Source organism: Peribacillus sp. ACCC06369 (assembly GCF_030348945.1).
Lineage (GTDB): Bacteria > Bacillota > Bacilli > Bacillales > DSM-1321 > Peribacillus.
Genome location: NZ_JAUCEN010000002.1, coordinates 1,791,230 through 1,815,703, shown reverse-complemented (window position 1 = coordinate 1,815,703; position 24,474 = coordinate 1,791,230). Strand labels below are relative to the sequence as shown.

Here is a 24,474-nt window from a genome sequence, read left to right as displayed (position 1 = left end):
TTAAGCTTTCCTGATTTTTCGATACATCAAACTTCCGAACAAGACAATGAACAGTCCTAAAAGGGCATTAGGGATATAATCGGAAGCGGTGTTTGGAAGTTTAGCCCCTTTTACCGTTTGATGTTCCGAATTCTTATGAGTGCTGATGATCTTTTGTTTAACTGGTTTAGCAACTGGTGCCTTTTCAATCGTCTTTGTCACTTCTTTAGCAGATTCCTTTATTTGTTGGCCTGCATTAGTAACAGTGTTAGAATCGACCATATCACCCGTAATTAAAAGATCGGCTAAGAACTTCCCGTCAGTTGTGTATATCGCTATTTTCAGGTTAGCACCCTTCAACTCTTCCAATTTCATTAAATCCAAAAGGGATACAGGTGATTCCGTGCCACTTTTCACAAGGGAATAGGATACTTTTAGCTTAAAGATAGAAAGTAATTCTTCATAGATAGATGCCATTTCAGCTATCTGCTCAGCTGTAAGCTCCGTTGCTACTTCAAATTCCTCAAAAGCCATCATGCGGTTGCCCAATTCTTCAAGTCGCTCGACTGTTGCCGGATCGGAAAGATGCTCTTCCAAAGACATTAAATGGTCTTCAAGTCGCAATAGTTCCTCTTCCGTAAGACCGAGTTCTTCTTCGAAAATAGGAAGCAGATCCTCGACAACTTCACCTTCCAACTCCCCACCAGTAAGGGTCCAAACAGTTTCTTCAAGATTATCTATGTAAATATAATCGTTAATATCTTCACCATTTTCTTCTAACATTTGAAGCAGGGATTGTTTATCCAGTCCATAAGCCTCATTAAAATAATCTAAGTTGCTTAGGTCTGCCTTTATGACGTCACCTAAGAATTCGCTAAGCTCTTCGACAGACTCAAATTCTTCCGTGCTAAAATCATATAAGTCTAATGACGCTTCAATGTCTTCTTTTGTTACTTCGAAACCTCTTTCCTTGCTAACCCTGGCTAAATATTTGACTAATTCCTGGTCAAAGTTTGGATCGCGTTCAAAATCTCCCTCTTCTGCATAGAAATATACAGCTTCATCAAGGTTCCAGATAAAGATATAATCGTCAAGTTCTTCGCCATTTTCGTGTAATAGTTTAATTAGGCCTTCATGGGTTAGGTTATTATCCTCATAAATGGCATCTAAATTACTTAAATCCGCTTTAATAACTTCGCCTAAAGCATCTTTAAGATCATCAATAGATTGAAAGTTTTCAATACCCTCATCGTAATAAGAAAGAGAATTTTCAATATCATCCTTCGTCACTTCAAAGCCCCTTACATGGCTTACCTCTTTTAAATACTTTGTAAGTTCTTGCTCAAAATTTTTGCTTTGTGCTGCCAATGTTAATTGTGGGAATAAGCTAATTAACATCGTAATTGAAAGTAAAATGGTCAACAGTTTTTTCATACTTTTCTCCTATTCATAACATTTCTATGTTTCTAGAAAATTATAAAGGAATAACCATAACTTAACAACGAGGTTATTTTTCCCAAAAGGAGAAAAATGATATTTTTCTTACTTTGCCAACAAAATTTTAATAAGTATTAACCTCAAAACAAACTGCTTAAAAATTACGGGAGATGGATTAATTCTCTTATTGAGTTAAACAGCTAATAGTTTGCCAACATTTTTCAATCAGATAACAATAACCCACATGATTCAAGAACGGCGTTAGTTAAAAGGTTAGACATAAAATATAAGACCGTAATGAATGATGCGTTTTCAGGGCCCTTTCTCCTACGCTCCCTGCTGGTTCAGATGAGGCCATTTCGCCCTCCCCTTTTGTTGACAAACTGGATCCCCTATATAAGAGGGCTTATCAGGGTGTGCAATAATTTCCGGGAGTTGCACAATCAAATTATATCGATTGAATTCCTGAATATATTCATCTATTTTGTTATGAAGCAAACATTTTGATAGTTGCTTTACCAGATTTCTTTAAAATGAATTTCTATTTATTCTACCTTAACCTGAATTTTATCAATCGCATTATACCCATAACCCTTTTCATTCCAAAAAGGTAATAAAGGTTGAATTTGACCAAATGAATCTGTTGCTCTAGATATTATCGTATATTCACCTTTTTCTAATATATTCCATTCAAATGACCAAGTAACCCATCCATAACCTACATTCTTACCAGGTGAAATATCGGCGTTTCTCCATGTATTTCCACCATCAATACTTATTTCCAGCTTTGTAATAACTCCTTTTCCTGTCCATGCAATCCCTTTTATTGAATGCTTACCAGTATTTAAAATTTCCATATCCAGCGGTTTTTGTATAGTCGAATTTATATTTATCGTAGTGACTGGAAATGCATCTAGGTCATTGTCTTTATTTGGATAATACATGTAATCAATTGTTTGAAAAGGGCCAGTGAAATTAGAATTAATAACACTTATTTGTTTTATCCATTTAACGGATGCCATTGCATACCACTGCGGAACTATTAACCTCAGTGGATAACCATGTTTAAAAGGAATTGGCTGGTTATTATACTCATATGCAATAATGGTATCCGGGTGCAGTGCTTTCTCGATAGGCAAACTCCTAGTGTAGGTGTAAACCTCATCTAGATCGGTTCTGCTTCCATAATCATAACCCTCCACGACAACTTCTTTTGCCCCATCTCCAATTCCAGATAGTTCAAGTAAGGTCCGTAAGGGTACCCCCCTCCAAATACCTTGGCTAATTGCTCCCTTTCCCCATTGTTCTCCAAAAATTTTAGGTTCGAAGAGATTACGCTTGTCTCCCGAACATTCAAGGACAACTTCCACCGTTTTTGAGGGGTATTGAAGAATGTCTTGTATAGACAGTAGTAATGGAGCTGAAACTAGCCCAGTTATGGGGAGCCAATAGTTTGAATAGGAAAGAGTCGGATATGAAAAGTGGTTCCTTCTATAAAATAATTGATTTTCCATACTATCATTATTGATGAATTGAATGGGTGTCTCCTGATTTTCCGGTAGCAAACTACGTGTCGTTAAATAGGGTTTCACTTTATGATGTTTTGTCATAATTCCCTCCTAATTAGATTGAATCATAATAGATGTATACGTTCAGTAGAGTCCAATTAGGTTAATTGATTAAAATTCCTTTATTCGTAATTATTTATTGGGAGCTTCGATTATCTGAAGACCTTCTCCTACTATCTTGATAAAGATGGCTTTTCATTGAACCCTAACCTATAATTAGTCTGATAATCTACTACATAAGGAGACAACAATGTATATCTGGAATATTAATAAACTCGTCATGGCTTTACAGGAAGGAACAATAACTGATCAACAAAGGAAAAGGTACCGGATAACTTTTTGGGTACTAGTTGCTCTTACAGTGTTTTCACTGCCTGGAGTTTATAATCCTTCATCTATGAATACGTATGATGTTATTGATCTTATTTTGACTACAATTATCAATGTGATTGCACTCTATCTGTTAATCATTATTTATAAAAATAGAAGTAGAAAAGATTTAGATTTTTTCTTACCCCTTTTTAGCTTAACGATTCCACTATTTTTAAGGAGCATTTTATGGTCAATACCTTTATTTATCATAGGTTATACATATATTGAACTTTTCGCACCTTATCATTCCCTGGATGAAACTAATTTGATCGATATTATTATGTTTGCGATAGTCGAAATTGTCATGAACATAATGTTTGTTCATTACTTTAAAAAGATTTATAACTAGGAAGCACCTTTTTTGGTGCTTTTTAATTTTGACTCAATCATACATCCTCCTCACAGCTCAAGATCCAATCCCATTAATTCTTCATTATCTTTTAATTATTCTTTTCAAATATTTAAACGAGAATCAGAAATAAAAAATATTTTTGCTCCTTAGCAGGTTCTTTGTACTAATCTCTTTTTCTCCTAATAAACTTAATAAAAAAACTATTTAGGAGGGGTCCAATGTTTAATAAATCTACGAATAGAAATCTGAATAGTAATACTCCAACTATTTGTAAAATAAATGACGTCACTTACCAAAAGTACCATCTATATAAGAAATCATATGAGCGGGAAGTATTGGTCATAAAAGATTACGGTGAAGACCGTGGTGTTACCAATAAAAGTATTGTGTTATTCGAAGCAGTTAAAGACCAATTTGACCGTTTTAAAATTGCAAAAATTGTTAAAGAAATTAATGACGACAATATTTTGGTCGATAGCGACCTCATCCTTATAGACAAAAAAGGAAATGAGCTACACCTATCTGGTTGTAGTTGCGGGTATGCTGGAACTGGTTCACATGGGACAGTTGAAATTTTGAATATGGCTGGATTCGAGATAGATAGAAGGTTTGTGATTTGCTCAAAAGGATTCACTCTTTTTCATCCAAATGAAGAAAAAGAACTTTATGGCGAACGTTTATAATTTTCAGTGAATATAGAATAAATACTGGAACCACTTTTCAAACAATTGTCCTTTATAGATTCTTATCTACACTACTGTTCTTTTTCATCTTTTTTTGAGCCTCATTTGTCATTATCACTACCTATTCTCATAGCATGAAATATATACGCTTGGGCACGGCAGGATGCGAACAACAGCAGGTGCCTAAGGAACTCGAAGAAAAAATGAGGATGGATATTCAAAATACATGGGTTATGCCAATAAAAATACGAAATAGCATGCATGTGGGCAGCCTGTTGGTTCCCTTTCATTATATAAAAAGCCTTGGTAACTGAGACACTCAGTAATACCAAGGCTTTAAAGCTATTAATACATGGACATTTATTGTTCGCGTTACCATGGGTAACCTGTGTCCGGAACATACTTCATAGCATAATCAGCCCCCAATTGACTGTCAAGTCCACAAGTCTCGAATTCCATGTCTCTTAAGGATTCCCATGGTTCCCACAGTCCCCCTAGTCAAAAAATCAGCTCTCATAATGGACTAACTATCCTATGAAGTATTATTCTATCTAATACTCAGTTCTCCTGTTTTTTAACCATTTACTGGAGACCCTTATAGAAGCTGTTATTCCTCAAGCATGCCCTTCACTCGATTTACTTTGTCTTCCATCTTGCGTTCTTTATCACGACGGTCATCGATTCGGATATTCGTACAAACTCTAGCAAGACCTTTTTCAAAAGGTACTTCGTGCATCGCTTGGATCACTTCAAACAATTTAGGCAGGTCGCCTTCAATGATTGTATTCATTGGTGTCAGTTGAAAACGAATTTCTCCCTTTTTTTCATATTCCTTTAATACTCTTTGAATATCTGCCACATAGCTGCTAACACTTGGAGTTTGTGTACCAACTGGAATAACCGTTACATCAACTACTGCCATTCTTATTCACCAATCCTTTTTATGTATTTCACTCAAGAAGCTTACTGTCATCTATCCTAGACGGATGTTTTTTACTAGTATAACTCAAACTTGGCACATACGTAATTAAATATAAGCTTTGAGCTAGTTACCACTTTATTGTTTCATAAATACATCTTTCGCATTAATTTTTCCTTACAAGTAGTGAATACTGCTACTCCACATGTGCTGTGTGTATGTGGCAATACATGAGATGTCGGAATTTTTTTTTGAGAAGCAGTTTATTTTACAGAATCATTCGGTACAATATCCACATTTCACATAAATTCAGATTGGCTGATCGTGCATCCGATCCAATTGATACATGTTGTTGATTGGCAATTTCTTAAATTGAATTTTCTTTGAGGTTTCTTTGTTTAATTTTAAATCAAACATGAATTCAGATTCCTTATTTCTGCTTTTTATCGAATTTGGAAATCCCCCTATCTCACCTTCTACTCGAAATTTTTTGGACTTTGCAACAGGCAAGGTCTATATTTATTCCTAACATCTAGTCCATTGTTATTAATTCAATTGCATTTTTTAGAACTTTCGGTGCCTTTTTAATTCCTTCTGTTCCAATAAAACTGCTCACACTCGCTATTAATACGCTTGAAGAAATATATTTGACTACATAAAAAATTCCTGATCCAATAATTAGATCTAGGATTAAAAATTTTTTAATTGTTGAGCCTTTTATTATATAAATAACGATTTGATTGTTTTTTTCCCTACTCAGCATTGTCACACCCTTATCTTTTTCTAAATGGTATGACAAAGAGAGGTTGTCATATACTTTGTTATTGCCAATCTATTATGGGGTAATACAATCCAACTCCTCTGATTATTCCACACCAATCCGAAGAGCTTACGAAACAAGGGATATAGTTAATTTTTCCGATTACAAAAAAACCTTTATTGTCTGTGGAAATGCTTTCCATGGACTAATACAACCATTGCAAATGCAATCGACCGAGTTTCACTTAACGTAGAACTTCAAGAAGAAGTCAAGGAGTTAAATAAAAACGCTTTGCCTGATTTATTGGTTGTTTCGTCAAAGATGGTATGAGAAGTTTACTTTACTAATTGATGTTGTTCACGAATCAACGAGAAAGGCTATTAGGGGAGACTTTCCACAACTACCGCAGTAATTATCCTTTTTCAAATTCATGGCATCCTTTTTACTTTTATCCGCAAAGCTTACTATCCTGCCTTCAACCGCTCTTCGAATATCTTTGACCCCTATGTACGCACGATAAGTTACCATCATACAATAGAAGTGTTTTTCAACTTTCTCACCTACATTTACGGTATAATAGACCTATAAGATTTTATAGGAGGTGTTAAAACATGGTTAAACTAAAAAAAATTACCGAAGTATTGATTGAGGTAAGAGAATCTGCTTTAACAATAGATTCAAAAGAATCTTGGAAAAAGATCACCAAAAAATACGATATGATTATAGTTGGTGAAAAATTCAACAAAATCAGCACTATAGAACTAGGACATTCATTAAAATCAACCTATAATTATGAAATCGCCAATGATGAAATTCTTGAATTGGTCCCTAGAGCATGTAAAGAACTTGGAATGAAAACAGAGGAAATGAGATTATTAAAAGAAAAAGACCCCAGAAAAATAGATGCATATTCTATTGATTTATTTTAATAGTTACTAGTAGTCTCTGTTGTTACTGGGTTAGAAATCAGAAAATTCAGTTATAAGTGAGGGTGATTTTCCTTTTAGTTTCATGTTTTTTAACAGTTCGATAACCTTTAAATCCTCACATTCCGTTTTTGTGAGGGTTTTTTAGTTAGCCGTTTTCTCCTAACTCCTTTCAATTTGTTTCCCCGTTCTCCATATGCATGAATATTTGAAAAAGCCATTCCAGTTTTATTATGTGACGTATATGGGTGAAGAATTAATACTAGATCAGAAATTTAAAAGATGCGCGAAAATAGTACTGATCCGAAATGGTTTCTTCATGTATGTGATTAGTAAATAAAGCACACTTTTTAAGCGTGCTTCATTCATTTGACTTTCCGCCAGTATGAGCAGTTTTTTTCGTGGTGATGCCATGTATATCCTACAGGTTGATTTCCCTTTCGAGTAAAAACTATCTTTTACTGGTCGACCTTATAATACAATTGCATATGTTCGACTTGTGATCGAATAAGTTCCCATATATTTAATTCGTTGATTTTTACTAAAGCAGCAATATTGCGATAGGTGCAGTAATAATTAGCGTGATGAGCGTCCGTTCAAACCAGATTACAACCAACTTCGTAATGCTGATTGGGATTTCAGTTGATAGGATACAAGGTATCGTCGCTGAAAAGAACAATATGGATGATACAGATACCACGGCAATAATGAACTTAGTTACTAGGGGTGCTTTAACTACAAGAAGCGCCGGCAGGAACATTTCTGCAATTCCTATAGCTGAAGCTTTTGCAGCCAAAAATGGTTCAGGTATTTGTAATGCCCAGGTAAATGGGTAAAAAAGATAGGCAAGTAAATTAAATAGCTGAGTATACTCCGCTAATACAAGGCTGATGAGACCAACGGATAAAATGGACGGTAGAATGCTCATTGTCATAAGAAAACCGTCCTTTAAGTTTTCCCATAAATTCTTGCCAAGACTTACGGAATTGTTTGCTCCTATCATCGCACTGTTCCAGGCATTTCGGAAAAGTCCTTCTTTGATTACTTCTTCTGGATCCGCATTATCCGAATAATAATCGTCGCTCATTTTATTTAATGGCCAAATACGTACGGTAATAGCAGTGACAAGATACGTTATCCCTAAAGAAACCCAAAAGAAAAGGGACCATAAGTCCATAAGCCCAAGAGTTTTTGCTACAACGATCATGAACGTTGCTGAAACGGTTGAAAAACCGGTTGCAATAATAGCAGCTTCTTTAAGGGTGTATTTACCTTCTTTATATAGTCGATTCGTAATAAGCATACCAATCGAGTAGCTTCCAGCTAAATCAGCAACCATATCAACCGCTGAGCGCCCTGGCGTTTTAAATATCGGCCTCATGATTGGCTGCATCAGTACACCCAAAAATTCGAGAAGCCCGTATCCAATGAGTAGCGCCAAAAATATAGCACCAAAGGGAACGACAAGTCCAACAGGTATGACAAGTTTTTCGAAAAGGAAAGGACCCATACTTGGGACCATTAACCATTCAGGTCCAATCTTGAAATATATTAAGATCGCAACAACAGCGCCTATAACTTTTAAGAAAGAAAAAACTATTGATACCTTATCTTTTCTCCAGCTTTTTGAAATGAATGGATAAACAGCTCCTAATAGAATGACAATTAGAGCATAAACAGGAACGGCTGACGGCAAGGTTACTTTGATCCATGTTACTATATGATCAATTGGTATGCTTGAAACATCATTTATGGTAATAGGAATAAAAAACATAAAACTTCCTATTAAACTATATATAATAAACTTCAATATATTCGTAGTTGATTGAATTTGCGGCTTCTCTTGTTTCGTATTTGTCGCCACATATGGTGATCCCATAATTATTCCCCCTATTATATAATTCATGCTGGGTAAATTCTTGGCGCTCAAACGGGCAAAGCCCCGTGGATTGCCGTTTCTTCGATCATACCTGATCAGTTCATGTATCAAGCATTGGAATGTTAATTCCTTATACACGTTGTTTTAATTTTCCAGCTCATATTCGGCATCAGCGACGCACTACACCCCATACGAAGCTGTGGTCAATACAAGGTTCAATGCGTGACTCTGCTTCTTTCGTACCGTCTGCCACAATAACCACTCCTGCATGTAAAAAGAGTAACCCAATCCGACTCCGCCGCCGTGATGGACTGATACCCATGTAACGCCTTCATCAAAGAACTATTTTAATTTTTGTATTCGCTTTCATTTTATAGACCTCCTCATTATTTAACATTCATTGTATACTGAAAATTCTAATAATATATGTAGTGTTTGATGATTATTTTATAATTTATTTACAAAAATTCATCTATTAACGTTCATTTTATAATCTATATTAAATTAGAGCGAAATTTAATTGCAGAATGTGTGGTTTTGGTGCAAAAAACTTAAACTGATGGAAATATGAGATTTTCCCATACTTACCTACTAAATAGGTTTCTTTATACTCAATTAAACGAGATTATAGGACTACAAGAACGATAAGGATATACAACAAAAGTATGATATAACAAAAAAATCCCTCTCCATTTGGAGAGGGATTTCAGTTTGTAGACAAAAGGGGTTCGGAATTAAAAAATTCCGAACCCCTTTTTGAGATTCCCTTTGAATTTTTGCCTGAAGTTAGGAGATTGGGGCTCTACGAGCCCACTATGTTAGGCCATTTTTGGACCTCGCCATGTCCAATTGGCCATCTTCTTTAAATTAATGGCAGCGAAAGTAAGCATCGCCTGCATCGACAATTTTTTAAGTCCCCTTAAAGTTGTCCAACGCATACCATGCTTTTCTTTTGCATCTGCGAATACACGCTCAATCGTTTCTTTACGTTTCGCATATATAGTTTTTACATCTTGATGATGACGCAGATGATCTGCTTCTTCCACATGTGTTTGCCAAATATGCCGTGTCACCACTTTTTGATGGTCTTTGCTTTCTGTACACTGAGATAAAAATGAGCATGTCGCACAAGTGTGTTTGGGTGATTTATACTCGCGATAGCCCTCTTTATTGGTTGTTGAGTACTTTAATAGCTCTCCCGAAGGACAAAGGTAACAATCAAAATGTTCATCGTATACATAGTCCTGTTTGCGGAAAAATCCTTCTTTGGTGCGAGGACGTGTATAAGGTAAAGCCGGTATGATTTCTTTGTTAAATAGGTAGCTTGTAATCGCTGGTGTTTTATAAGCTGCATCTGCGGCAACGGCTTCCGGTTTTCCAACTTTCTCAATCACTTGTTCAACTAGTGGCTCTAAGATCTGACTGTCATGTATATTTCCAGGTGTTACAATCGTTCCCAATACAAAACCGTTGCGGTCTGCGGCCGCATGGAATGAATAGGCAAACTGTTTTGTTCGTTCATCTTTCACATAGTAGCCACTCTCAGAATCCGTTGTACTTTCTTTAATCTCTTTGGTCTCTTCTTTATCAAATTTATCTGATGGAAAAGGCTTCTTTCCATGTTTTTCACGATCTTGATTGATTTCTTCTTGAAGACGCCCTTGATACGCTCGTGTTTCTTTACGAACGATTTTCTTTTCAAATTTCCTTTTATTCGCACTGGCTTTCACATGTGTGGAATCCACGAAAACGTGTTCAGCACTTATTAACTTTTTATTAGCAGCTGTCATTAAAATGCGATAGAAAATCTGTTCAAACAGGTCTGTATCTTTAAAGCGTCGCTCATAATTTTTCCCGAACGTAGAGAAATGAGGTACTTTATCATGGAAACCATAGCCTAAGAACCAACGGTAAGCCATATTGGTTTCAACTTCTTCAATCGTTTTACGCATGGAACGAATACCGAAGGTATATTGAATGAATGTCAGTTTAACTAAAATAACTGGATCAATACTTGGGCGTCCTACCTCTGAATACATCTCTTTCACCAAGTCATAAATGAAAGTGAAGTCAATGGCAGCCTCCATTTTACGAACCAAATGGTTCAGTGGCACCAGTTGATCTAACGTAATCATTTCAAGTTGATCTCGCTGAATAGAATCATGTTTAGAAAGCATCCTCATCACCTCAAGTTTTAATACTTCTATTTTAAAACAAAAATGACTCCAGGCAAAAGTGTTTATCTAAAAGGTAAGACAAAGTTGATTGGAACGGAAGGTACGAGACTCCTGCGGGAAAAGCGCGTCTAGGGGAGACCCCGCAGGCGAAAGCCGAGGAGGCTCCCCGACCGCCCGCGGAAAGCGAGTGCCTGGAGTGGAAAATCAACGGCCAAATTGTACAACTCATAAAAAATAGACAATCTCGATTTTCATCGAGTTTGTCTACAGTCTGAAGCCAACATCAAAATGTTGGCTCTGTTAATAATTATTATTTTATAAATTAATGAATATCTCTCTTTTTGAACCGTCCTCCACGTACTTCCGCAATATTTGCTATTGCTAAGAAAGATGAAGGGTCAATATCTTCAACAATAGTAGTTAACTTAGATTCTTCAAGTCTGGTAATTATACAGAAAATAACCTTCTTGTCCTCTCCAGAAAAGGCACCTTCACCATGTAAGTATGTCACACCCCGTCCTAAGCGACTATTGATTGCATCACCTATCTCTCTTGCTTCATCGCTAATTATCCATACTGACTTTGTTTCTTCCATTCCAGTAATCACAATGTCAATGGCTTTAGCAGCTATTACATAAGCTAAAATTGAATACATAGCTCTATCCCAAGTGTAAACGAATCCGGCAGAACCAAGTATAAATAGATTGATGAACATAACAATTTCGCCAACAGAAAAAGGCACTTTTTTACTTATTACAATCGAAAGTATTTCTGTACCATCAAGTGCACCACCGATACGAATTACTAGTCCTACACCTACACCTAAAAAAATGCCGCCAAAAATTGTAGCAAGAAGGATATCTTCAGTGAAGGGTGGAATAGGATGAAAATATGTTGCAAAAATGGAAAGCATTATAATCCCATATATAGTAGATATAGCAAAGGTTTTTCCAAACTGTTTATATCCCAGATATACAAATGGTAGATTCAATAGAAAAAGAAAGATTCCCAGTTTTATACCTGTAATGTGAGAAATCATAATTGAAATACCTGTAATGCCTCCATCAATTACATGATTGGGAATTAAAAAGATTTCCAATCCAGTGGCCATTAGCAAAGCACCAATTGTAATAAGAATGGTCCGTTGGATAATTATCAAACTAGATAACTTTCTATGCTGCTTTTTTAGTGCTTCCGTCAGAAAAATCACACCTTTTATTCATTTATTTCTATTATATCCTAATATCAAATTAGGAAAAATAAATTTAAATAAAAGAAGAAGTTCTAACCTACCTACAGTTTGTTCCAACTAAGTTTGTTAATTTCTCTGGCTTCTTAACAGGTTTCTTCTTCTCATCACGGCTCATCATTCTCACCCCAATAAAAAAAAGCACCCAAATTAATGTATGCCTACTTTTTACTCTTATTAATGTTATCTTGTAAAATTTGTTGATTTTTTTTCAATGTTTCTTTAACTTTTGCTAATGGATCGAATGAACTTAAATTTAGCAGCTTATCCTTTTCAAATTTCAATCCTTCAGGACCAACTATCTCTTTTTACTTCTCTTTATCTACAAGAACTTGCCGTTTTATTTGTTGGCTATGTTAAAGTTCTTGGTTGATTTTACGCCTATAATTCTCTTTGCCCCTTAGGGCTACATCACTGAATTAAGATATTTCCTACATATTGGGCAGTACCTCTTGAACTTGTGAATACAACTTCTAAAACATAACTCCCTTTGTTATTGGGGATTTGAAATTCCCTATCTTCATGCAATTCGAGTTCAATTCGTTGTTCATCTTTCAGTAGGGCAACTGTTATTTTTTGGTCAGTCCAAATGTCTCCACCATTTCTTACGTTCTCTTGAAAATCCAAGGAAACTTTTTCGTTGGCAGTAACCTTCATTTTTTCTTGTGATAATCCTAATTCTTGAATATCTTCTATTTTTTGATCTACATCTCCACTTGATGAACTCCAACTGATATTTCCTTCTGTTAATTGCAAAGTTGTAGCAAGGTCTTCTGAATATAAATGAGCAGTTGGAACACCAACATCATAATCTTCTCCTATGCATCCTGTTAATATAAATATTAAGAACATTCCTATAAATAATCTAAAAAAGCCTTTCATTTCATCCCCCCGTATTTTTTTGCTATACACAACTTATTTAACAATCCTGAACCGTTAGTTGTAGTAGAAATCCTCATATTTCCTATTTAATCTAACATAAATTCCCATTTCAACCTTTACCTTAACCTAGCCTATTGGTTTAATAAATCAATTAGTTCTTGTTTGTTCTCTGCCGAAAGTTAATGCCCACTTTCTAACCATTCCTTAACTAATTTAAACATTCCGTGAGGTTGTAAACTTATCTTTTTATCTCGGCCTTGTTCTATGCTAATATCCACTCTTCCATTCATTTCCACTTTGTAAAAAGCAGAAGGTGCGTTGTGATAATTTGCAAAGTCCTCTTGATTCCAACTGATAATATCATCTCCCTTTGCCTACCTAATTCGACAAAAAGGACTTTTCTGCAAATAAAAAGCACCCGGATTAATGGATGCCTTCTCCTTTTATTCACTACTCTTGAAGTCTTTTATTAAATCATCTCTAAATGACTTTGCATCTCTTTCAAAAACTTTTTCAAACCTTTTTTCATACTCTTCGTAGGTTATTTGACCTTTTTCAGTTAGTAATTCTACTATAGCTTTAACCCTCACTCTACTCGACACTAATTCGTTTGTCATATTGGACAATAAAATACCGACTTTCTCATAATCATCATTCATTTTGTCATCCCCTTCGTTTAACCAATACGACAAAAGGAGGCGTTTTCCTGCATATAAAAAGCACCCAAATGTATGGGTGCCCAAATTTAATTAAATTCATAGCGATTATCAAATGTTCTTTCTAATTTGCTCAAAACGTAGTATTCCTTTTTTAATGTTTGCAACTGATTCTCCAACTCTGAATTTATGCCGTTTCCCATTTTCTCTATAATTTCTTTTTGGGCTTTTTTATTATCAAACATCTTTTTTAGCACTTTCGCATGTTCATCAAATATATCCACCTTTTCTCCCCCTTAGTTTCACACTATTTATATTCAACTAAAAGGCAAGGATTCCTATTTGTTTATTCACTCTAAGCTAGGCACATGCCAAAGCCTGTTCTCGGATACTAAAACGCGCTTTTATTCCGGAAATTCAATACATTGTTTACGTCATACCCACGCTGTCTTACTACTTGAATCTGGAGCCACAATGAAGTATATTCAGGAACGTTTAGGCGGATGCGCTCAAATTACAGCTGATGTATATGCTCATATCTCTAAAAAAATCGAGAAAGATACCATGAGTAATTTTGAGGATTACTCAATAGTATTAGAAAGAGGGGTAAAAAAGGGGTGAACCTCCTATCTCTAATTCATATTAATTATTACCCCACAAATAAAAAACCCCTGACCCCAGAGGTGCCAAGGGTTTGAGATATTAATACATTGACATATATTGTTCGCGTTCCCATGGGTGAACTTGTGTGCGGAACATACTTCTTAGCATAATCAAGCATCATAAAACATCACAAATGCCTGTTTAACAGCTTTTTCAAAAATTGATTCTGCATAAACAAGAGTAAAATATTATGTTTAATCGGGCATTTATCGGGCACTTTTCGGGCAAAATAAACTCACTTATTATGAGCAACTTGATATAAACTATATGTATAAATTACTAAACTAAACCGAAAAGAGCAAAATGAATGAACATTAATATAAAGGTTTACTTGCATGCAAAAGAAACAAATTTTTTACAGAGTGGAAGCTTCCCTATAGTACCCTCTGACTATAGAAAAGATCCAGATTGGACAGCTGCTAATACGGCATACGAGTGGATTCAGCAAATTAAAATTAACTTTGCAGCTAGTAAGGATTTTCGTATAGATCAAGTGGTTTATAACGATGATATTGATATTACGGAATTAGTTAAGAAGGTTAAACCTATACTTTAGAAAAGCCCTTCTCAATTTAGAGAAGGGTTTCAAATAAGCTAAGGAAGTTTTTCTCTACCTGTATGGACATTACTTTGAATTACTAGACCTAGCATCAAAAAATCCAGACAAACTGACAAACATATATATTTTTATCAACTTGATAAAAACTGTCAGAGAATTTGATTTGTTTTTATATCTAAGGTTAATGAGCTGTTCGGTCCTATTATTATACTATTTAGGGTTTTATAACCGCTCGCATTGACCCCTCTGCTCTTGTGCTCTCATAATCTTTTTCGCTAACTTCATAGGGTCTTGGTAAAGCAATAACTTGAAAATTCGAGTTAGCCTTTACAAATGGCAGTTTAAATTTAAAAACTTTTCTTTCACCTGGATTAACTAATACATTACCTACTACTTCATTATTTTCAAAAGGAACTTGCTTCCAATTACTTAAAGCAATAATATTGTAGTTTTCTTTTTCCTCATTAATATTTCCGACGGATATATAAATATCTTCCCCACTTCTTTCTGTTGGAAGAATCGTTAGTTCCTCTTTTTGTTTACTTATAAATATGGTATCGTTTGGTCCTTCGTTAAACATTTCTTCAGGAGTAAAGGTAGCTGTTTTTTGTTTCTGACTGTTGTTCTTAACCTGAAAGCGCAAAGGTAAAATTTCTTGTAATGAATGCATCTTTGGAATATCTAATTTCTCTGTAAAATAATTAGGTTTTTTAATAACAAGATAATCAATTTCACTTGTATCTTTTTTAACGGAAATACTTGTCTTGAAATCAACGGTTTTATTTGCCTTCGCATTAAAAGGATATACATTGTACTGCTTTCCCTGTACTGTAAAAGGAATTTGTTTAAAGTTATCAAGGACAATTAATGCATAGTCCCTTTCCACTTCGATAAAATTAGATAGAGATAAGGTATACTCGAGCTTATTTTCCTTTGGTTCTAGTATACTTCCGTTATTTACTACTTTATCGTTTTCATCTAATAGGCCGAAGGATATGGTGTTAGAACCTTCCTCAAATCCTGGTTGAACTCCTTTTGTATTTCCATTTGTTTTTTCAGGTTTGTTATTATCATATAATAACCAACCTGAAATCCCAATTAATAAAATGGCCGTTATTACCATAATTTGTTTTTTCATATAACCCGCTCCAGAAAAGAAGTTAAGGCTAACTAATGTCAGCCTTAACTTCTTCTATTATTTAATATGTATCCACAGTTTCATGCCTGACAGTCTTATAACTTTTCTTAATATAATTATGATTGCCAAAAGCTTTAGAAGGCAATGAACCAGATTTACTAGTATATGTTGCCCCAGCATACTTCGAGTAAGACTGTTTATCTTCTTTTGACCCTTGTAAACCTCCCTTACTGGTATATACCCTAACTTTTGCACTGATAGAGTCCTCGGTTGCACTTGCTGATGAAGTAGCAGTTGCATGTGGAGATCCCACAAGTGGGTTCTTTGCATTTATCTTGGAGGTAACTTTAATCGTTTTACCAGCTGTAGCTGTTGCAATACCAGGAGTTACACTGCTAACTTCAGATAGAACTGATATGTTAGTAATAGTTGTTTCCGTTTCTACTTCAGCTGCCAGAGCGCTATTCCCCATGGTTAGACCTGCAAAAATTGTACCTACAACACATAATTTCTTCAACATTAAATATTCCATCTCCTTCAATACTCAATAACCAAATTTTGACACAAGAAGATTATAACATATATTTCTATTAAATTACAATTTTTTTACAAATAAATTACAACTTTTGTCTATTCCAACAGATCACTATTCAACACTAATAACATTTAGTATGTCCAAAAAGTGGACTTTATGGACGTCCATCTTTGTATCTCTGATATGGATTAGTTTTGTATTAGCATCCATTTTCGGTAACCTCACCTCTAAGTTGTTGCTCAAATTGGTAAATAAGATAGTCCTTTATCTCCTTATTTTCTTTTGTTTCATTTAGGGTATATGCCACTTCTTCCAAATCCCATTCATCTCGTTCTAAGTGTTTAGGCACACGTTTAGTAGCTGAGACCCTTTCAATGTTGGGTTCGTCGTTTCTTACTTTTAGTTTTTTTCACTGGTTTAGGAACAGGCGTAAAAATGGCGTTCATTTTCATTCCACCCCAAGTCATTGTATTTGTTACTACAATTTTATAAGAACAATCGTTCTTTTTCAAAATGATTACGAACAAGTGTTTGTATATACTGATTTAAAAAGGAGGAATTCACTTGAAACTAATAAATATTACAAAAGAGAATCTAGATATCTGTTATAATATGAAAAAAATAAATGGCGATGAATGTAAAGTCGAAATTTTTCAATACCAAGATACGTATGTTATTTATACTTTTAAAGATAACTATATGCATGTAAGCCTATCTAACCCATACAGAAAAAAAAAGTAAAGAAATAGATTACACAATTAAGAAAATCATGAAAGTGTCTAGTGATATTTGTGAAATACTCAAAACATCGAATTCAGAGGTTATACATATAAATGCTATTATTTAACCTACTAAACAAAATAGCCCTTACTCAAAACGAGTAAGGACTTTTGATTATGAAGCAAACAATTCAGCAAAAGTACCTTTACCTGCCTTCTTATTTGCAGTAATCTTTTTGGCTTTCTGGAACTTTTCTAATGCTGTTTCAGTACCTTTTCCAAAGATGGAATCCAGTGATCCAGGGTTATATCCTTCGGTGTAAAGCGCAGCCTGCAGAATCCAAGTAAGGTTGCCTTTTGCACCTTTTTTTATCGTGACAATGGCCGCCTTTGTCTTAGCTCCCCATTTCCCGTCCACAACAAGCAAATTTTATTCTATTTATATTGGAGGAGATAATTATGGCCAGCTTTAGAAAACGTGGAGATAATTGGGAATATCGAATAAAATATAAAGACCCCTTCTCTCAATCCCAAAAGGAAAAAATGAAGGGTGGGTTTAAAACGAAGAAAGAAGCCCAATTGGCTGCAAGAGAAATGGAGATACATTTAGGTGAAGGGCTAGAACAGAAACCTATCCTACTAAAAACCTTTCTAAACGAATGGCTTCATGAATATAAGAAAGGGTCAGTTCGTAAAAATACCTTTGAACTTCACGAAGTAAATATCAGAAATCATATCCTTCCGCATTTCAAGGATATATTATTAAGCGATGTTAAGCCTGTTATGTATCAAAAGTTTTTGAATTACATACACGAAGCAGGATATAGTCGTAGAACGGTAGAGATTATTCACAGTACAATGTCAAACGCTATGAGTAAAGCCGTTACAATTGGGAAAATACAGAAAAACCCTTGTATAGGAGTAACTATCAAAGGGAAACCAAAAGAAAAAGGAATTAAATATTTGGAAAGCGATCAGATCCCCCTCTTTCTACAAACCGCACATCAATATGGCTACAATTATTGGATATTTTTCCGTCTGCTTATCGAAACAGGAATGCGTAAAGGCGAAGCTGCTGCCTTGCAATGGAACGATATTGATCTAAAAGAACAAACCATTTCTATTACAAAAACTCTAGATTTTACAGCTAAATCCAAACAAGAACTGTTCGGTGATCCAAAAACATTTAACTCCAAGCGGATTATTTCCATTAGCCAGACACTCACTCAAGTACTTCAACATCACCTACGGCATCAAAACCAACATAAACTAGCCTTGAATGAATTATATCACCATGATCTAAATCTAGTTCTTAGTAGGGATGATGGCAGCTTCATGCCAAAGTCTACCTTATTTAACGCATTCAGCCGTATCCTAAAAAAAGCTGAGTTGCCTTCTCTTCCCATCCACTCCTTACGTCATACACATGCAGTGCTCCAGTTAGAAGCTGGAGCCGATATGAAATATGTTCAGGAAAGATTAGGTCATGGCAGCCTTGCTATTACTGCTGATGTTTACGCCCATATAAGCAAAAAACTCGAAAAGAAAAATATGGACAAGTTTGAGGAATACACCAAGGGAATAATCGATTAATTTTTTTGCTGATTTTGGTGGGCAAATAGTGGGCATATATCCACTTCATTTAAATAACTTGGATTTGCCCACCAAATAAAAAACCCCTGACACCAAAGGTGCCAAGGGTTTGAGATATTAATACATTGACATATATTGTTCGCGTTCCCATGGGTGAACTTGTGTTCTAAACATATCCCACTCGATTTCTTTTGCTTCGATGAAGTGTTCAAGTAAGTGTTCGCCTAACGCTTCTTTGATTACTTCATCAGATTTTAATGTTTCCAATGCAGCATATAAAGTAGCTGGTAGATCAACGATGCCTACTTCTTCACGTTCTTCTTTATTCATAACATAGATGTTGCGGTCTACTGGAGCTGGAGGAGTCAAGTCGTTTTTGATTCCGTCAAGACCAGCTTTTAGCAGAACAGCAAGAGCCAAGTATGGGTTTGCTGCTGGATCGACACTACGTACCTCTACGCGAGTACTCACTCCACGTGAAGCTGGGATACGAATTAATGGGCTGCGGTTTTTAGCGGACCATGCAACATAACAAGGAGCTTCGTAACCAGGAACTAGACGTTTGTATGAGTTAACAGTTGGGTTTGTTACCGCTGTGAAGCTTGGAGCATGCTTAATGATACCAGCGATGAATTGCTCAGCTGTTTTACTTAATTCCAATTTTCCTTCTTTATCATAAAATGCATTTTGGTTTCCTTTGAATAGAGAAACGTTACAGTGCATACCAGATCCATTAACACCGAACAATGGTTTTGGCATGAATGTTGCGTGTAAACCATGTTTACGGGCAATCGTCTTAACAACCAATTTAAATGTTTGGATGTTATCACAAGCTGAGATTGCATCTGCGTATTTAAAGTCAATTTCATGTTGTCCTGGAGCTACTTCATGGTGGGAAGCTTCGATTTCAAATCCCATTTCTTCAAGCTCAAGCACGATATCACGACGGCAGTTTTCTCCTAGGTCAGTAGGTGCAAGGTCAAAGTATCCGCCTTTATCGTTCAATTCTAGAGTAGGTTCGCCTGCTGCGTCCAGTTTGAATAAGAAGAATTCAGGCTCAGGTCCAAGATTGAAATCTGTGAAGCCCATTTCTCTTGCTTCTGCAAGAACGCGTTTTAGGTTAGCACGGGGATCCCCATCAAATGGTGTTCCATCCGTATTGTAGATATCACAGATCAAACGTGCAACTTTACCTTTTTCCGAAGTCCAAGGGAAGATAACCCATGTATTTAAATCAGGATATAGGTACATATCAGACTCTTCGATACGGACGAATCCTTCAATGGAAGATCCGTCAAACATCATTTTATTATCAAGTGCTTTCTCTAATTGACTGACTGGGATTTCAACGTTTTTTATCGTCCCTAAAATGTCAGTAAACTGTAAACGGATGTACTTAACATTTTCTTCTTTCGCTAAACGAGTGATGTCTTCACGTGTGAACTTTGCCAATTTCTATTCCCCCTAATAATCATTCATAAATCATATTTTTTATTGGAAAAAACGAGACATATCCCCTTGTCGAAGAGATGTTCGATGCTTACTTCCTTGTAAAAGCTCGGCACGCAGAAGCTTGCGAAGCTCCTCGTCACTAAGGTCCTGTCTTATTTTTTCCGCTTGTTCTAAATCTTGAGTTTTAGGTAAATTCTGTTCCTTTACAGTGAAAATCTTTTTTATGCCGGCCAGATTGACTCCTTGTTCGATTAAATCTTTAATCTCAAGCAGTCGATCGATATCGTTTAAAGAAAAAACCCGACGATTTCCATCTGTTCTCATAGGAGTAATAAGTTGATGCTCTTCGTAATACCGAATTTGGCGTGCAGACAACTCAGTTAGCTGCATGACGATTCCGATGGAAAAAAGAGGCATCGAACGCCGAATGTTGTTGCCGCTCATTCTTAGCATCCTCCTTTTGTTTATCTTAAAATAATCATATATCATGTTATTAAACTTGTCAATATGATGTTACATTTTATAACGTGTTTTTTTCAGAAAAGTTAAATGATTTGTAACTACTCAAATATTATGACTATTGTTTATTTTGCAGGAACCCAATTGATTTGGATTCCCATTATGCAACATTTATAATTGAATCAGTTTTTTATCCATTAGCGCATTCACGGCAGTCAATACTGCAATTTTAACATGGGCGTAAGTCAAGCCACCCTGAACGTAGGCTACATATGGAGCCCTTGTCGGACCATCTGCCGTCAGTTCAATGCTGGCTCCCTGTATAAAAGTGCCCGCAGCCATGATTACATCGTCTTCATATCCTGGCATATAGGCTGGATATGGTGTCACATGGGAATTGATCGGTGATGCATATTGGATGGCCTGACAGAAGGCAACCATTTTATCCCGGTCATCAAATTGGACGGATTGAATCAAATCAGTGCGCTTAGCATCCCATTTAGGATAGGTATTCATACCGATTTTTTCTAAAAAGGCTGCTGTGAACATGGCTCCTTTAACAGCTTGGCCCACGACATGTGGTGCAAGGAAGAATCCTTGGTACATTTCCTGCAGACTATAAAGCGACGCACCCGCTTCCGCACCTATTCCGGGTGATGTTAATCGATAAGAGCAAGCTTCAACCAGGTCCTTTTTACCAACAATGTATCCACCTGTTTTCACTATCCCGCCACCTGGGTTTTTAATGAGTGAACCAGCCATCAAATCCGCTCCGACATGACATGGTTCTTGCGTCTCAACAAACTCTCCATAACAATTGTCCACGAACACGACTATTTCCGGGTTAATGTTTTTAACAAAAGAAATCATTTCCTTAATTTCATCAATCGTAAAGGAAGGACGTGTAGCATACCCTTTTGAACGTTGTATGCCGATCATCTTCGTATTTGGCTGAATGGCTTGTTTGACGGCTTCGAAATCAACTGATCCAGTTTCCGCTAACGGAACGGCCTTATAGCTAATTTGAAAATCGCGCAAAGATCCGATACCCGATCCCCTTATACCGACAATCTCTTCCAAAGTATCATACGGCTTTCCTGTTATGTATAACAATTCATCACCTGGGCGCAATATCCCGAACAGGGCAGTGGAGATGGCGTGTGTGCCTGAAATAATTTGCGGGCGCACCAATCCAGCTTCTGCACCAAAAACATCTGCATATATCAATTCAAGCGTATCGCGGCCCATATCATCGTATCCATACCCTGTAGTCGGGATGAAATGGGAATCACTCACTCTATGTGCTTGATAACTTTGTAATACACGAAATTGATTTTCTTCAATACGTTCGTCCACTTGCTTATGTAACGGAGAAATCATTGCTTCCACTTCCTGGGCAATGTTTTTCAACACTTCTCCATTTGTTAACTGCTGATACATCAAAATTCCCCTTTATAATGAATATTTCTCCAGCTGTCCGGTTAATGGATGATCAGCTAGACAAAAACCTTTGCATTCATATCTTTCCGATTCTTCATTAAAGGAGAGAGTGCGCAATATGGTTTCATTTTTCAGCTGTGATAATAGTTTACCCTCACTCGACGGCAGGAAAACATAATACGGGACCATTTCTTCAATCACGTACTTTTCAATTTCTTCCATGATTTGATTCAGGTCCGATTGTTCATAGGCACTGATCATTAATGAAGCACGACTGCCTGACCTTACGAAATCAGCGTGAATCCTATCTTTCTTATTATACAATGTTAGCTGTGGAATGGAAGGGACTTCTAAGTCATTTAGCAAATCATGCACCGTTTTCTGATGATTAAAGTAATCCGTGCTTGATGAATCCACCACATGGAGCAATAGATCCGCTTCTTTCACTTCTTCCAGGGTGGAGCGGAATGCGGCGATTAATGATGTCGGCAAATCTTGAATGAATCCAACCGTATCCGTCAGCAGCACGGTAAATCCGCTAGGAAGAATGGCTTTTCGCGTCATGGGATCCAGTGTAGCGAATAACTGGTTCTCTTCGAATGAATCCGCCTCCGTCAAACGGTTGAACAGCGTTGATTTACCTGCATTCGTGTATCCCACAAGGGCAATTTGAAAGGTCTTATTACGTTTCCTTCTATCACGATAGCGTTCTCGATGCTTCACTATGCCGCTTAATTGTTGCTTGATTTCATCTATTTTCCCACGAATGTGTCGACGGTCGCTTTCCAGCTTCGTTTCTCCTGGTCCCCTGGTGCCTATTCCGCCTCCAAGCCTGGACATTTCCGTCCCCTGTCCGACCAAACGCGGTAATAAATATTGGAGCTGAGCAAGTTCAACCTGCAGCTTCCCTTCTCTGGAACGCGCCCGCTGAGCAAATATATCCAAAATAAGCTGTGTCCGGTCAATGATCCTTGCCTCCAATTGTTTCGAGAGGTTCCGAATCTGGCTCGGGGAAAGTTCATCATTAAAGATAAATAAATCCGGCTCAAGCTCCTCTTCCAGATTCCGAAGCTCCTCCACTTTTCCCTTTCCTATATATGTAGCCGGATCGACGCTTTCCCTTTTCTGGGTAATGGTCATTAACACCTCACCATTGGCCGTCTTCGCCAATGAAGCCAGCTCATCGAGTGAATATTCAAAACGTTCGTTAGCCTCTGTTGTTTGACATCCAATCAACACGGCCTTTTCCTTTATTGTTTGTTCCAAATCACATGCACCACCTTCTCGAAGATTTTTGTTAATCATAACAAAAAAAGTGAATATATAAAAATTTCCTGAAAACAAAGCTTTTACCCGTTTTAAAAATTCCGATAACATGCTAAAATCATATTGGCTTTACCATCAAAATCGAAAAGACATCGAGGGACATTCATATGACATGGGAAGTATTAAGCTTCATAGGTACGATTGCATTCGCCATTAGCGGGACCATCATAGCCATGGAAGAAGAGTATGATATTTTAGGAGTATATATTTTAGGAATCATAACCGCCTTTGGCGGAGGGGCAATCCGTAATCTGCTTATAGGTGTCCCCGTTTCAGCGTTATGGGATCAGAGTTTCTATTTTGCCATCGCTTTAGTATCCATCACCATCGTTTTTGTTTTTCCCACAAACCTTTCAAGGCACTGGGACAGATGGGGAAACCTCAGTGATGCCATTGGCCTTTCAGCCTTTGCCATCCAAGGCGCGATGTATGCCGTGGAACTTAATCATCCAATAAGTGCCGTCATTGTATCTGCTGCATTAACCGGTTGCGGCGGAGGGATAATCCGTGACGTGCTTGCCGGAAGAAAGCCACTGGTCTTCAGGAAAGAAATCTACGTAGTATGGGCCATCATTGCAGGCTTGGCTTTAGGCAGTGGTGTATTATCCCAGTCTTGGCAGCTTTATTCGCTCTTTGCCGTCATTACGATATTGCGAATCCTTTCTTACACTAATAATTGGCATCTTCCTAATAAAAAATGGGTGCCGAAAACATAAATTGAAAAGCCCGCCATCTTGGTGGGCTTTTCTAT

The 24,474-nt window shown here is 36.6% G+C and carries 23 protein-coding genes and 2 pseudogenes; 7 read left to right on the top strand and 18 right to left on the bottom strand.

Annotated features, from left to right (window positions below; all coding sequences use genetic code 11):
- Together QUF78_RS09715 and QUF78_RS09710 are read right to left on the bottom strand one after the other, a co-directional pair.
- Positions 1–1,413 (bottom strand): processed acidic surface protein, encoded by a 1,413-nt coding sequence (locus QUF78_RS09715; protein ID WP_289324480.1) that lies wholly within the window; start codon positions 1,411–1,413, stop codon positions 1–3.
- Between the two features lie 548 nt (positions 1,414–1,961).
- Positions 1,962–3,026 (bottom strand): sulfite oxidase, encoded by a 1,065-nt coding sequence (locus tag QUF78_RS09710; RefSeq protein ID WP_289324479.1) that lies wholly within the window; start codon positions 3,024–3,026, stop codon positions 1,962–1,964.
- A gap of 208 nt (positions 3,027–3,234) precedes the next feature.
- Between QUF78_RS09710 and QUF78_RS09705 the strand changes: the two genes are divergently transcribed.
- Both QUF78_RS09705 and QUF78_RS09700 read left to right on the top strand, forming a co-directional pair.
- Entirely contained in the window at positions 3,235–3,705 is a 471-nt protein-coding gene (locus tag QUF78_RS09705; RefSeq protein WP_289324478.1) for a hypothetical protein, read from the top strand.
- Between the two features lie 221 nt (positions 3,706–3,926).
- Positions 3,927–4,391 carry a hypothetical protein gene (locus tag QUF78_RS09700; RefSeq protein WP_289324477.1) on the top strand — a complete coding sequence of 155 codons (465 nt, stop codon included), beginning with the start codon at positions 3,927–3,929 and terminating at the stop codon, positions 4,389–4,391.
- A gap of 607 nt (positions 4,392–4,998) precedes the next feature.
- On the opposite strand, the gene QUF78_RS09695 is transcribed toward QUF78_RS09700, so the two are convergent.
- Positions 4,999–5,313 carry an MTH1187 family thiamine-binding protein gene (locus tag QUF78_RS09695; RefSeq protein WP_289324476.1) on the bottom strand — a complete coding sequence of 105 codons (315 nt, stop codon included), beginning with the start codon at positions 5,311–5,313 and terminating at the stop codon, positions 4,999–5,001.
- Positions 5,314–5,842: 529 nt separating this feature from the next.
- On the bottom strand, positions 5,843–6,073 hold the full coding sequence (locus QUF78_RS09690) for a hypothetical protein (protein WP_289324475.1): 231 nt from the start codon (positions 6,071–6,073) through the stop codon (positions 5,843–5,845).
- A 608-nt stretch (positions 6,074–6,681) separates the two neighbouring features.
- Between QUF78_RS09690 and QUF78_RS09685 the strand changes: the two genes are divergently transcribed.
- A complete protein-coding gene (locus QUF78_RS09685; protein WP_289324474.1) occupies positions 6,682–6,999 on the top strand; it encodes a hypothetical protein in 318 nt (105 codons plus the stop codon).
- A 538-nt stretch (positions 7,000–7,537) separates the two neighbouring features.
- Here QUF78_RS09685 and QUF78_RS09680 read toward each other — a convergent pair.
- From QUF78_RS09680 to QUF78_RS09650, 7 genes and pseudogenes are all read right to left on the bottom strand, one after another.
- Positions 7,538–8,875 (bottom strand): YjiH family protein, encoded by a 1,338-nt coding sequence (locus QUF78_RS09680; RefSeq protein ID WP_289324473.1) that lies wholly within the window; start codon positions 8,873–8,875, stop codon positions 7,538–7,540.
- A gap of 144 nt (positions 8,876–9,019) precedes the next feature.
- Positions 9,020–9,205 (bottom strand): annotated as a pseudogene (locus tag QUF78_RS27980) (urocanate hydratase); the annotation flags it as partial.
- Between the two features lie 488 nt (positions 9,206–9,693).
- Complete coding sequence (locus QUF78_RS09670; RefSeq protein ID WP_289323635.1) at positions 9,694–11,052, bottom strand: IS1182 family transposase; 1,359 nt, start codon at positions 11,050–11,052, stop codon at positions 9,694–9,696.
- Between the two features lie 322 nt (positions 11,053–11,374).
- Complete coding sequence (locus QUF78_RS09665; RefSeq protein ID WP_289327279.1) at positions 11,375–12,253, bottom strand: YitT family protein; 879 nt, start codon at positions 12,251–12,253, stop codon at positions 11,375–11,377.
- Between the two features lie 459 nt (positions 12,254–12,712).
- Entirely contained in the window at positions 12,713–13,183 is a 471-nt protein-coding gene (locus QUF78_RS09660; RefSeq protein ID WP_289324472.1) for a hypothetical protein, read from the bottom strand.
- Positions 13,184–13,626: 443 nt separating this feature from the next.
- Entirely contained in the window at positions 13,627–13,842 is a 216-nt protein-coding gene (locus QUF78_RS09655) for a hypothetical protein (RefSeq protein WP_289324471.1), read from the bottom strand.
- Between the two features lie 86 nt (positions 13,843–13,928).
- On the bottom strand, positions 13,929–14,123 hold the full coding sequence (locus tag QUF78_RS09650; RefSeq protein WP_289324470.1) for a hypothetical protein: 195 nt from the start codon (positions 14,121–14,123) through the stop codon (positions 13,929–13,931).
- Between the two features lie 98 nt (positions 14,124–14,221).
- Between QUF78_RS09650 and QUF78_RS09645 the strand changes: the two are divergent.
- Together QUF78_RS09645 and QUF78_RS09640 are read left to right on the top strand one after the other, a co-directional pair.
- Positions 14,222–14,460, top strand: a pseudogene (locus QUF78_RS09645) (site-specific integrase); the annotation flags it as partial.
- A gap of 349 nt (positions 14,461–14,809) precedes the next feature.
- Positions 14,810–15,058, top strand: a complete 249-nt coding sequence (locus tag QUF78_RS09640) for a hypothetical protein (RefSeq protein WP_289324469.1) — start codon at positions 14,810–14,812, stop codon at positions 15,056–15,058.
- A gap of 217 nt (positions 15,059–15,275) precedes the next feature.
- Here QUF78_RS09640 and QUF78_RS09635 read toward each other — a convergent pair whose 3' ends face one another.
- The 3 genes from QUF78_RS09635 to QUF78_RS09625 form a co-directional block, all read right to left on the bottom strand.
- Positions 15,276–16,199, bottom strand: coding sequence for a hypothetical protein (locus QUF78_RS09635; RefSeq protein ID WP_289324468.1), 924 nt, complete (start codon positions 16,197–16,199; stop codon positions 15,276–15,278).
- Between the two features lie 61 nt (positions 16,200–16,260).
- Positions 16,261–16,671 (bottom strand): hypothetical protein, encoded by a 411-nt coding sequence (locus tag QUF78_RS09630; protein WP_289324467.1) that lies wholly within the window; start codon positions 16,669–16,671, stop codon positions 16,261–16,263.
- Between the two features lie 957 nt (positions 16,672–17,628).
- Entirely contained in the window at positions 17,629–17,871 is a 243-nt protein-coding gene (locus QUF78_RS09625; RefSeq protein WP_289324466.1) for a peptidoglycan-binding domain-containing protein, read from the bottom strand.
- A 41-nt stretch (positions 17,872–17,912) separates the two neighbouring features.
- Between QUF78_RS09625 and QUF78_RS09620 the strand changes: the two genes are divergently transcribed.
- A complete protein-coding gene (locus QUF78_RS09620) occupies positions 17,913–19,046 on the top strand; it encodes a site-specific integrase (protein WP_289324465.1) in 1,134 nt (377 codons plus the stop codon).
- Positions 19,047–19,163: 117 nt separating this feature from the next.
- Here QUF78_RS09620 and glnA read toward each other — a convergent pair whose 3' ends face one another.
- From glnA to hflX, 4 genes are all read right to left on the bottom strand, one after another.
- Positions 19,164–20,498: a type I glutamate--ammonia ligase gene (gene glnA / locus QUF78_RS09615; RefSeq protein WP_289324464.1), complete on the bottom strand. Its 1,335-nt coding sequence runs from the start codon at positions 20,496–20,498 to the stop codon at positions 19,164–19,166.
- Between the two features lie 39 nt (positions 20,499–20,537).
- Positions 20,538–20,942, bottom strand: a complete 405-nt coding sequence (locus QUF78_RS09610; RefSeq protein ID WP_053345434.1) for a MerR family transcriptional regulator — start codon at positions 20,940–20,942, stop codon at positions 20,538–20,540.
- A 186-nt stretch (positions 20,943–21,128) separates the two neighbouring features.
- Entirely contained in the window at positions 21,129–22,397 is a 1,269-nt protein-coding gene (locus tag QUF78_RS09605) for a methionine gamma-lyase family protein (protein ID WP_289324463.1), read from the bottom strand.
- Positions 22,398–22,409: 12 nt separating this feature from the next.
- On the bottom strand, positions 22,410–23,702 hold the full coding sequence (hflX, locus tag QUF78_RS09600) for a GTPase HflX (protein ID WP_289324462.1): 1,293 nt from the start codon (positions 23,700–23,702) through the stop codon (positions 22,410–22,412).
- Positions 23,703–23,830: 128 nt separating this feature from the next.
- On the opposite strand from hflX, the gene QUF78_RS09595 reads away from it, so the two are divergent.
- Positions 23,831–24,439 carry a trimeric intracellular cation channel family protein gene (locus QUF78_RS09595; protein ID WP_289324461.1) on the top strand — a complete coding sequence of 203 codons (609 nt, stop codon included), beginning with the start codon at positions 23,831–23,833 and terminating at the stop codon, positions 24,437–24,439.
- Positions 24,440–24,474: the final 35 nt, after the last annotated feature.

What these genes read in the sequence shown, in the direction of transcription:
- QUF78_RS09620 (WP_289324465.1), top strand. Translation starts at nt 17,913, where the DNA reads ATGGCCAGCTTTAGAAAACGTGGAGATAATTGGGAATATCGAATAAAA.
- QUF78_RS09655 (WP_289324471.1), bottom strand. Translation starts at nt 13,842, where the DNA reads ATGAATGATGATTATGAGAAAGTCGGTATTTTATTGTCCAATATGACA.
- QUF78_RS09630 (WP_289324467.1), bottom strand. Translation starts at nt 16,671, where the DNA reads ATGGGGAATAGCGCTCTGGCAGCTGAAGTAGAAACGGAAACAACTATT.
- QUF78_RS09670 (WP_289323635.1), bottom strand. Translation starts at nt 11,052, where the DNA reads ATGCTTTCTAAACATGATTCTATTCAGCGAGATCAACTTGAAATGATT.
- QUF78_RS09610 (WP_053345434.1), bottom strand. Translation starts at nt 20,942, where the DNA reads ATGAGCGGCAACAACATTCGGCGTTCGATGCCTCTTTTTTCCATCGGA.
- QUF78_RS09595 (WP_289324461.1), top strand. Translation starts at nt 23,831, where the DNA reads ATGACATGGGAAGTATTAAGCTTCATAGGTACGATTGCATTCGCCATT.
- QUF78_RS09705 (WP_289324478.1), top strand. Translation starts at nt 3,235, where the DNA reads ATGTATATCTGGAATATTAATAAACTCGTCATGGCTTTACAGGAAGGA.
- QUF78_RS09605 (WP_289324463.1), bottom strand. Translation starts at nt 22,397, where the DNA reads ATGTATCAGCAGTTAACAAATGGAGAAGTGTTGAAAAACATTGCCCAG.
- QUF78_RS09640 (WP_289324469.1), top strand. Translation starts at nt 14,810, where the DNA reads ATGAACATTAATATAAAGGTTTACTTGCATGCAAAAGAAACAAATTTT.
- QUF78_RS09660 (WP_289324472.1), bottom strand. Translation starts at nt 13,183, where the DNA reads ATGAAAGGCTTTTTTAGATTATTTATAGGAATGTTCTTAATATTTATA.
- QUF78_RS09695 (WP_289324476.1), bottom strand. Translation starts at nt 5,313, where the DNA reads ATGGCAGTAGTTGATGTAACGGTTATTCCAGTTGGTACACAAACTCCA.
- QUF78_RS09685 (WP_289324474.1), top strand. Translation starts at nt 6,682, where the DNA reads ATGGTTAAACTAAAAAAAATTACCGAAGTATTGATTGAGGTAAGAGAA.
- QUF78_RS09635 (WP_289324468.1), bottom strand. Translation starts at nt 16,199, where the DNA reads ATGAAAAAACAAATTATGGTAATAACGGCCATTTTATTAATTGGGATT.
- QUF78_RS09710 (WP_289324479.1), bottom strand. Translation starts at nt 3,026, where the DNA reads ATGACAAAACATCATAAAGTGAAACCCTATTTAACGACACGTAGTTTG.
- QUF78_RS09680 (WP_289324473.1), bottom strand. Translation starts at nt 8,875, where the DNA reads ATGGGATCACCATATGTGGCGACAAATACGAAACAAGAGAAGCCGCAA.
- QUF78_RS09700 (WP_289324477.1), top strand. Translation starts at nt 3,927, where the DNA reads ATGTTTAATAAATCTACGAATAGAAATCTGAATAGTAATACTCCAACT.
- hflX (WP_289324462.1), bottom strand. Translation starts at nt 23,702, where the DNA reads ATGATTAACAAAAATCTTCGAGAAGGTGGTGCATGTGATTTGGAACAA.
- QUF78_RS09690 (WP_289324475.1), bottom strand. Translation starts at nt 6,073, where the DNA reads ATGCTGAGTAGGGAAAAAAACAATCAAATCGTTATTTATATAATAAAA.
- QUF78_RS09715 (WP_289324480.1), bottom strand. Translation starts at nt 1,413, where the DNA reads ATGAAAAAACTGTTGACCATTTTACTTTCAATTACGATGTTAATTAGC.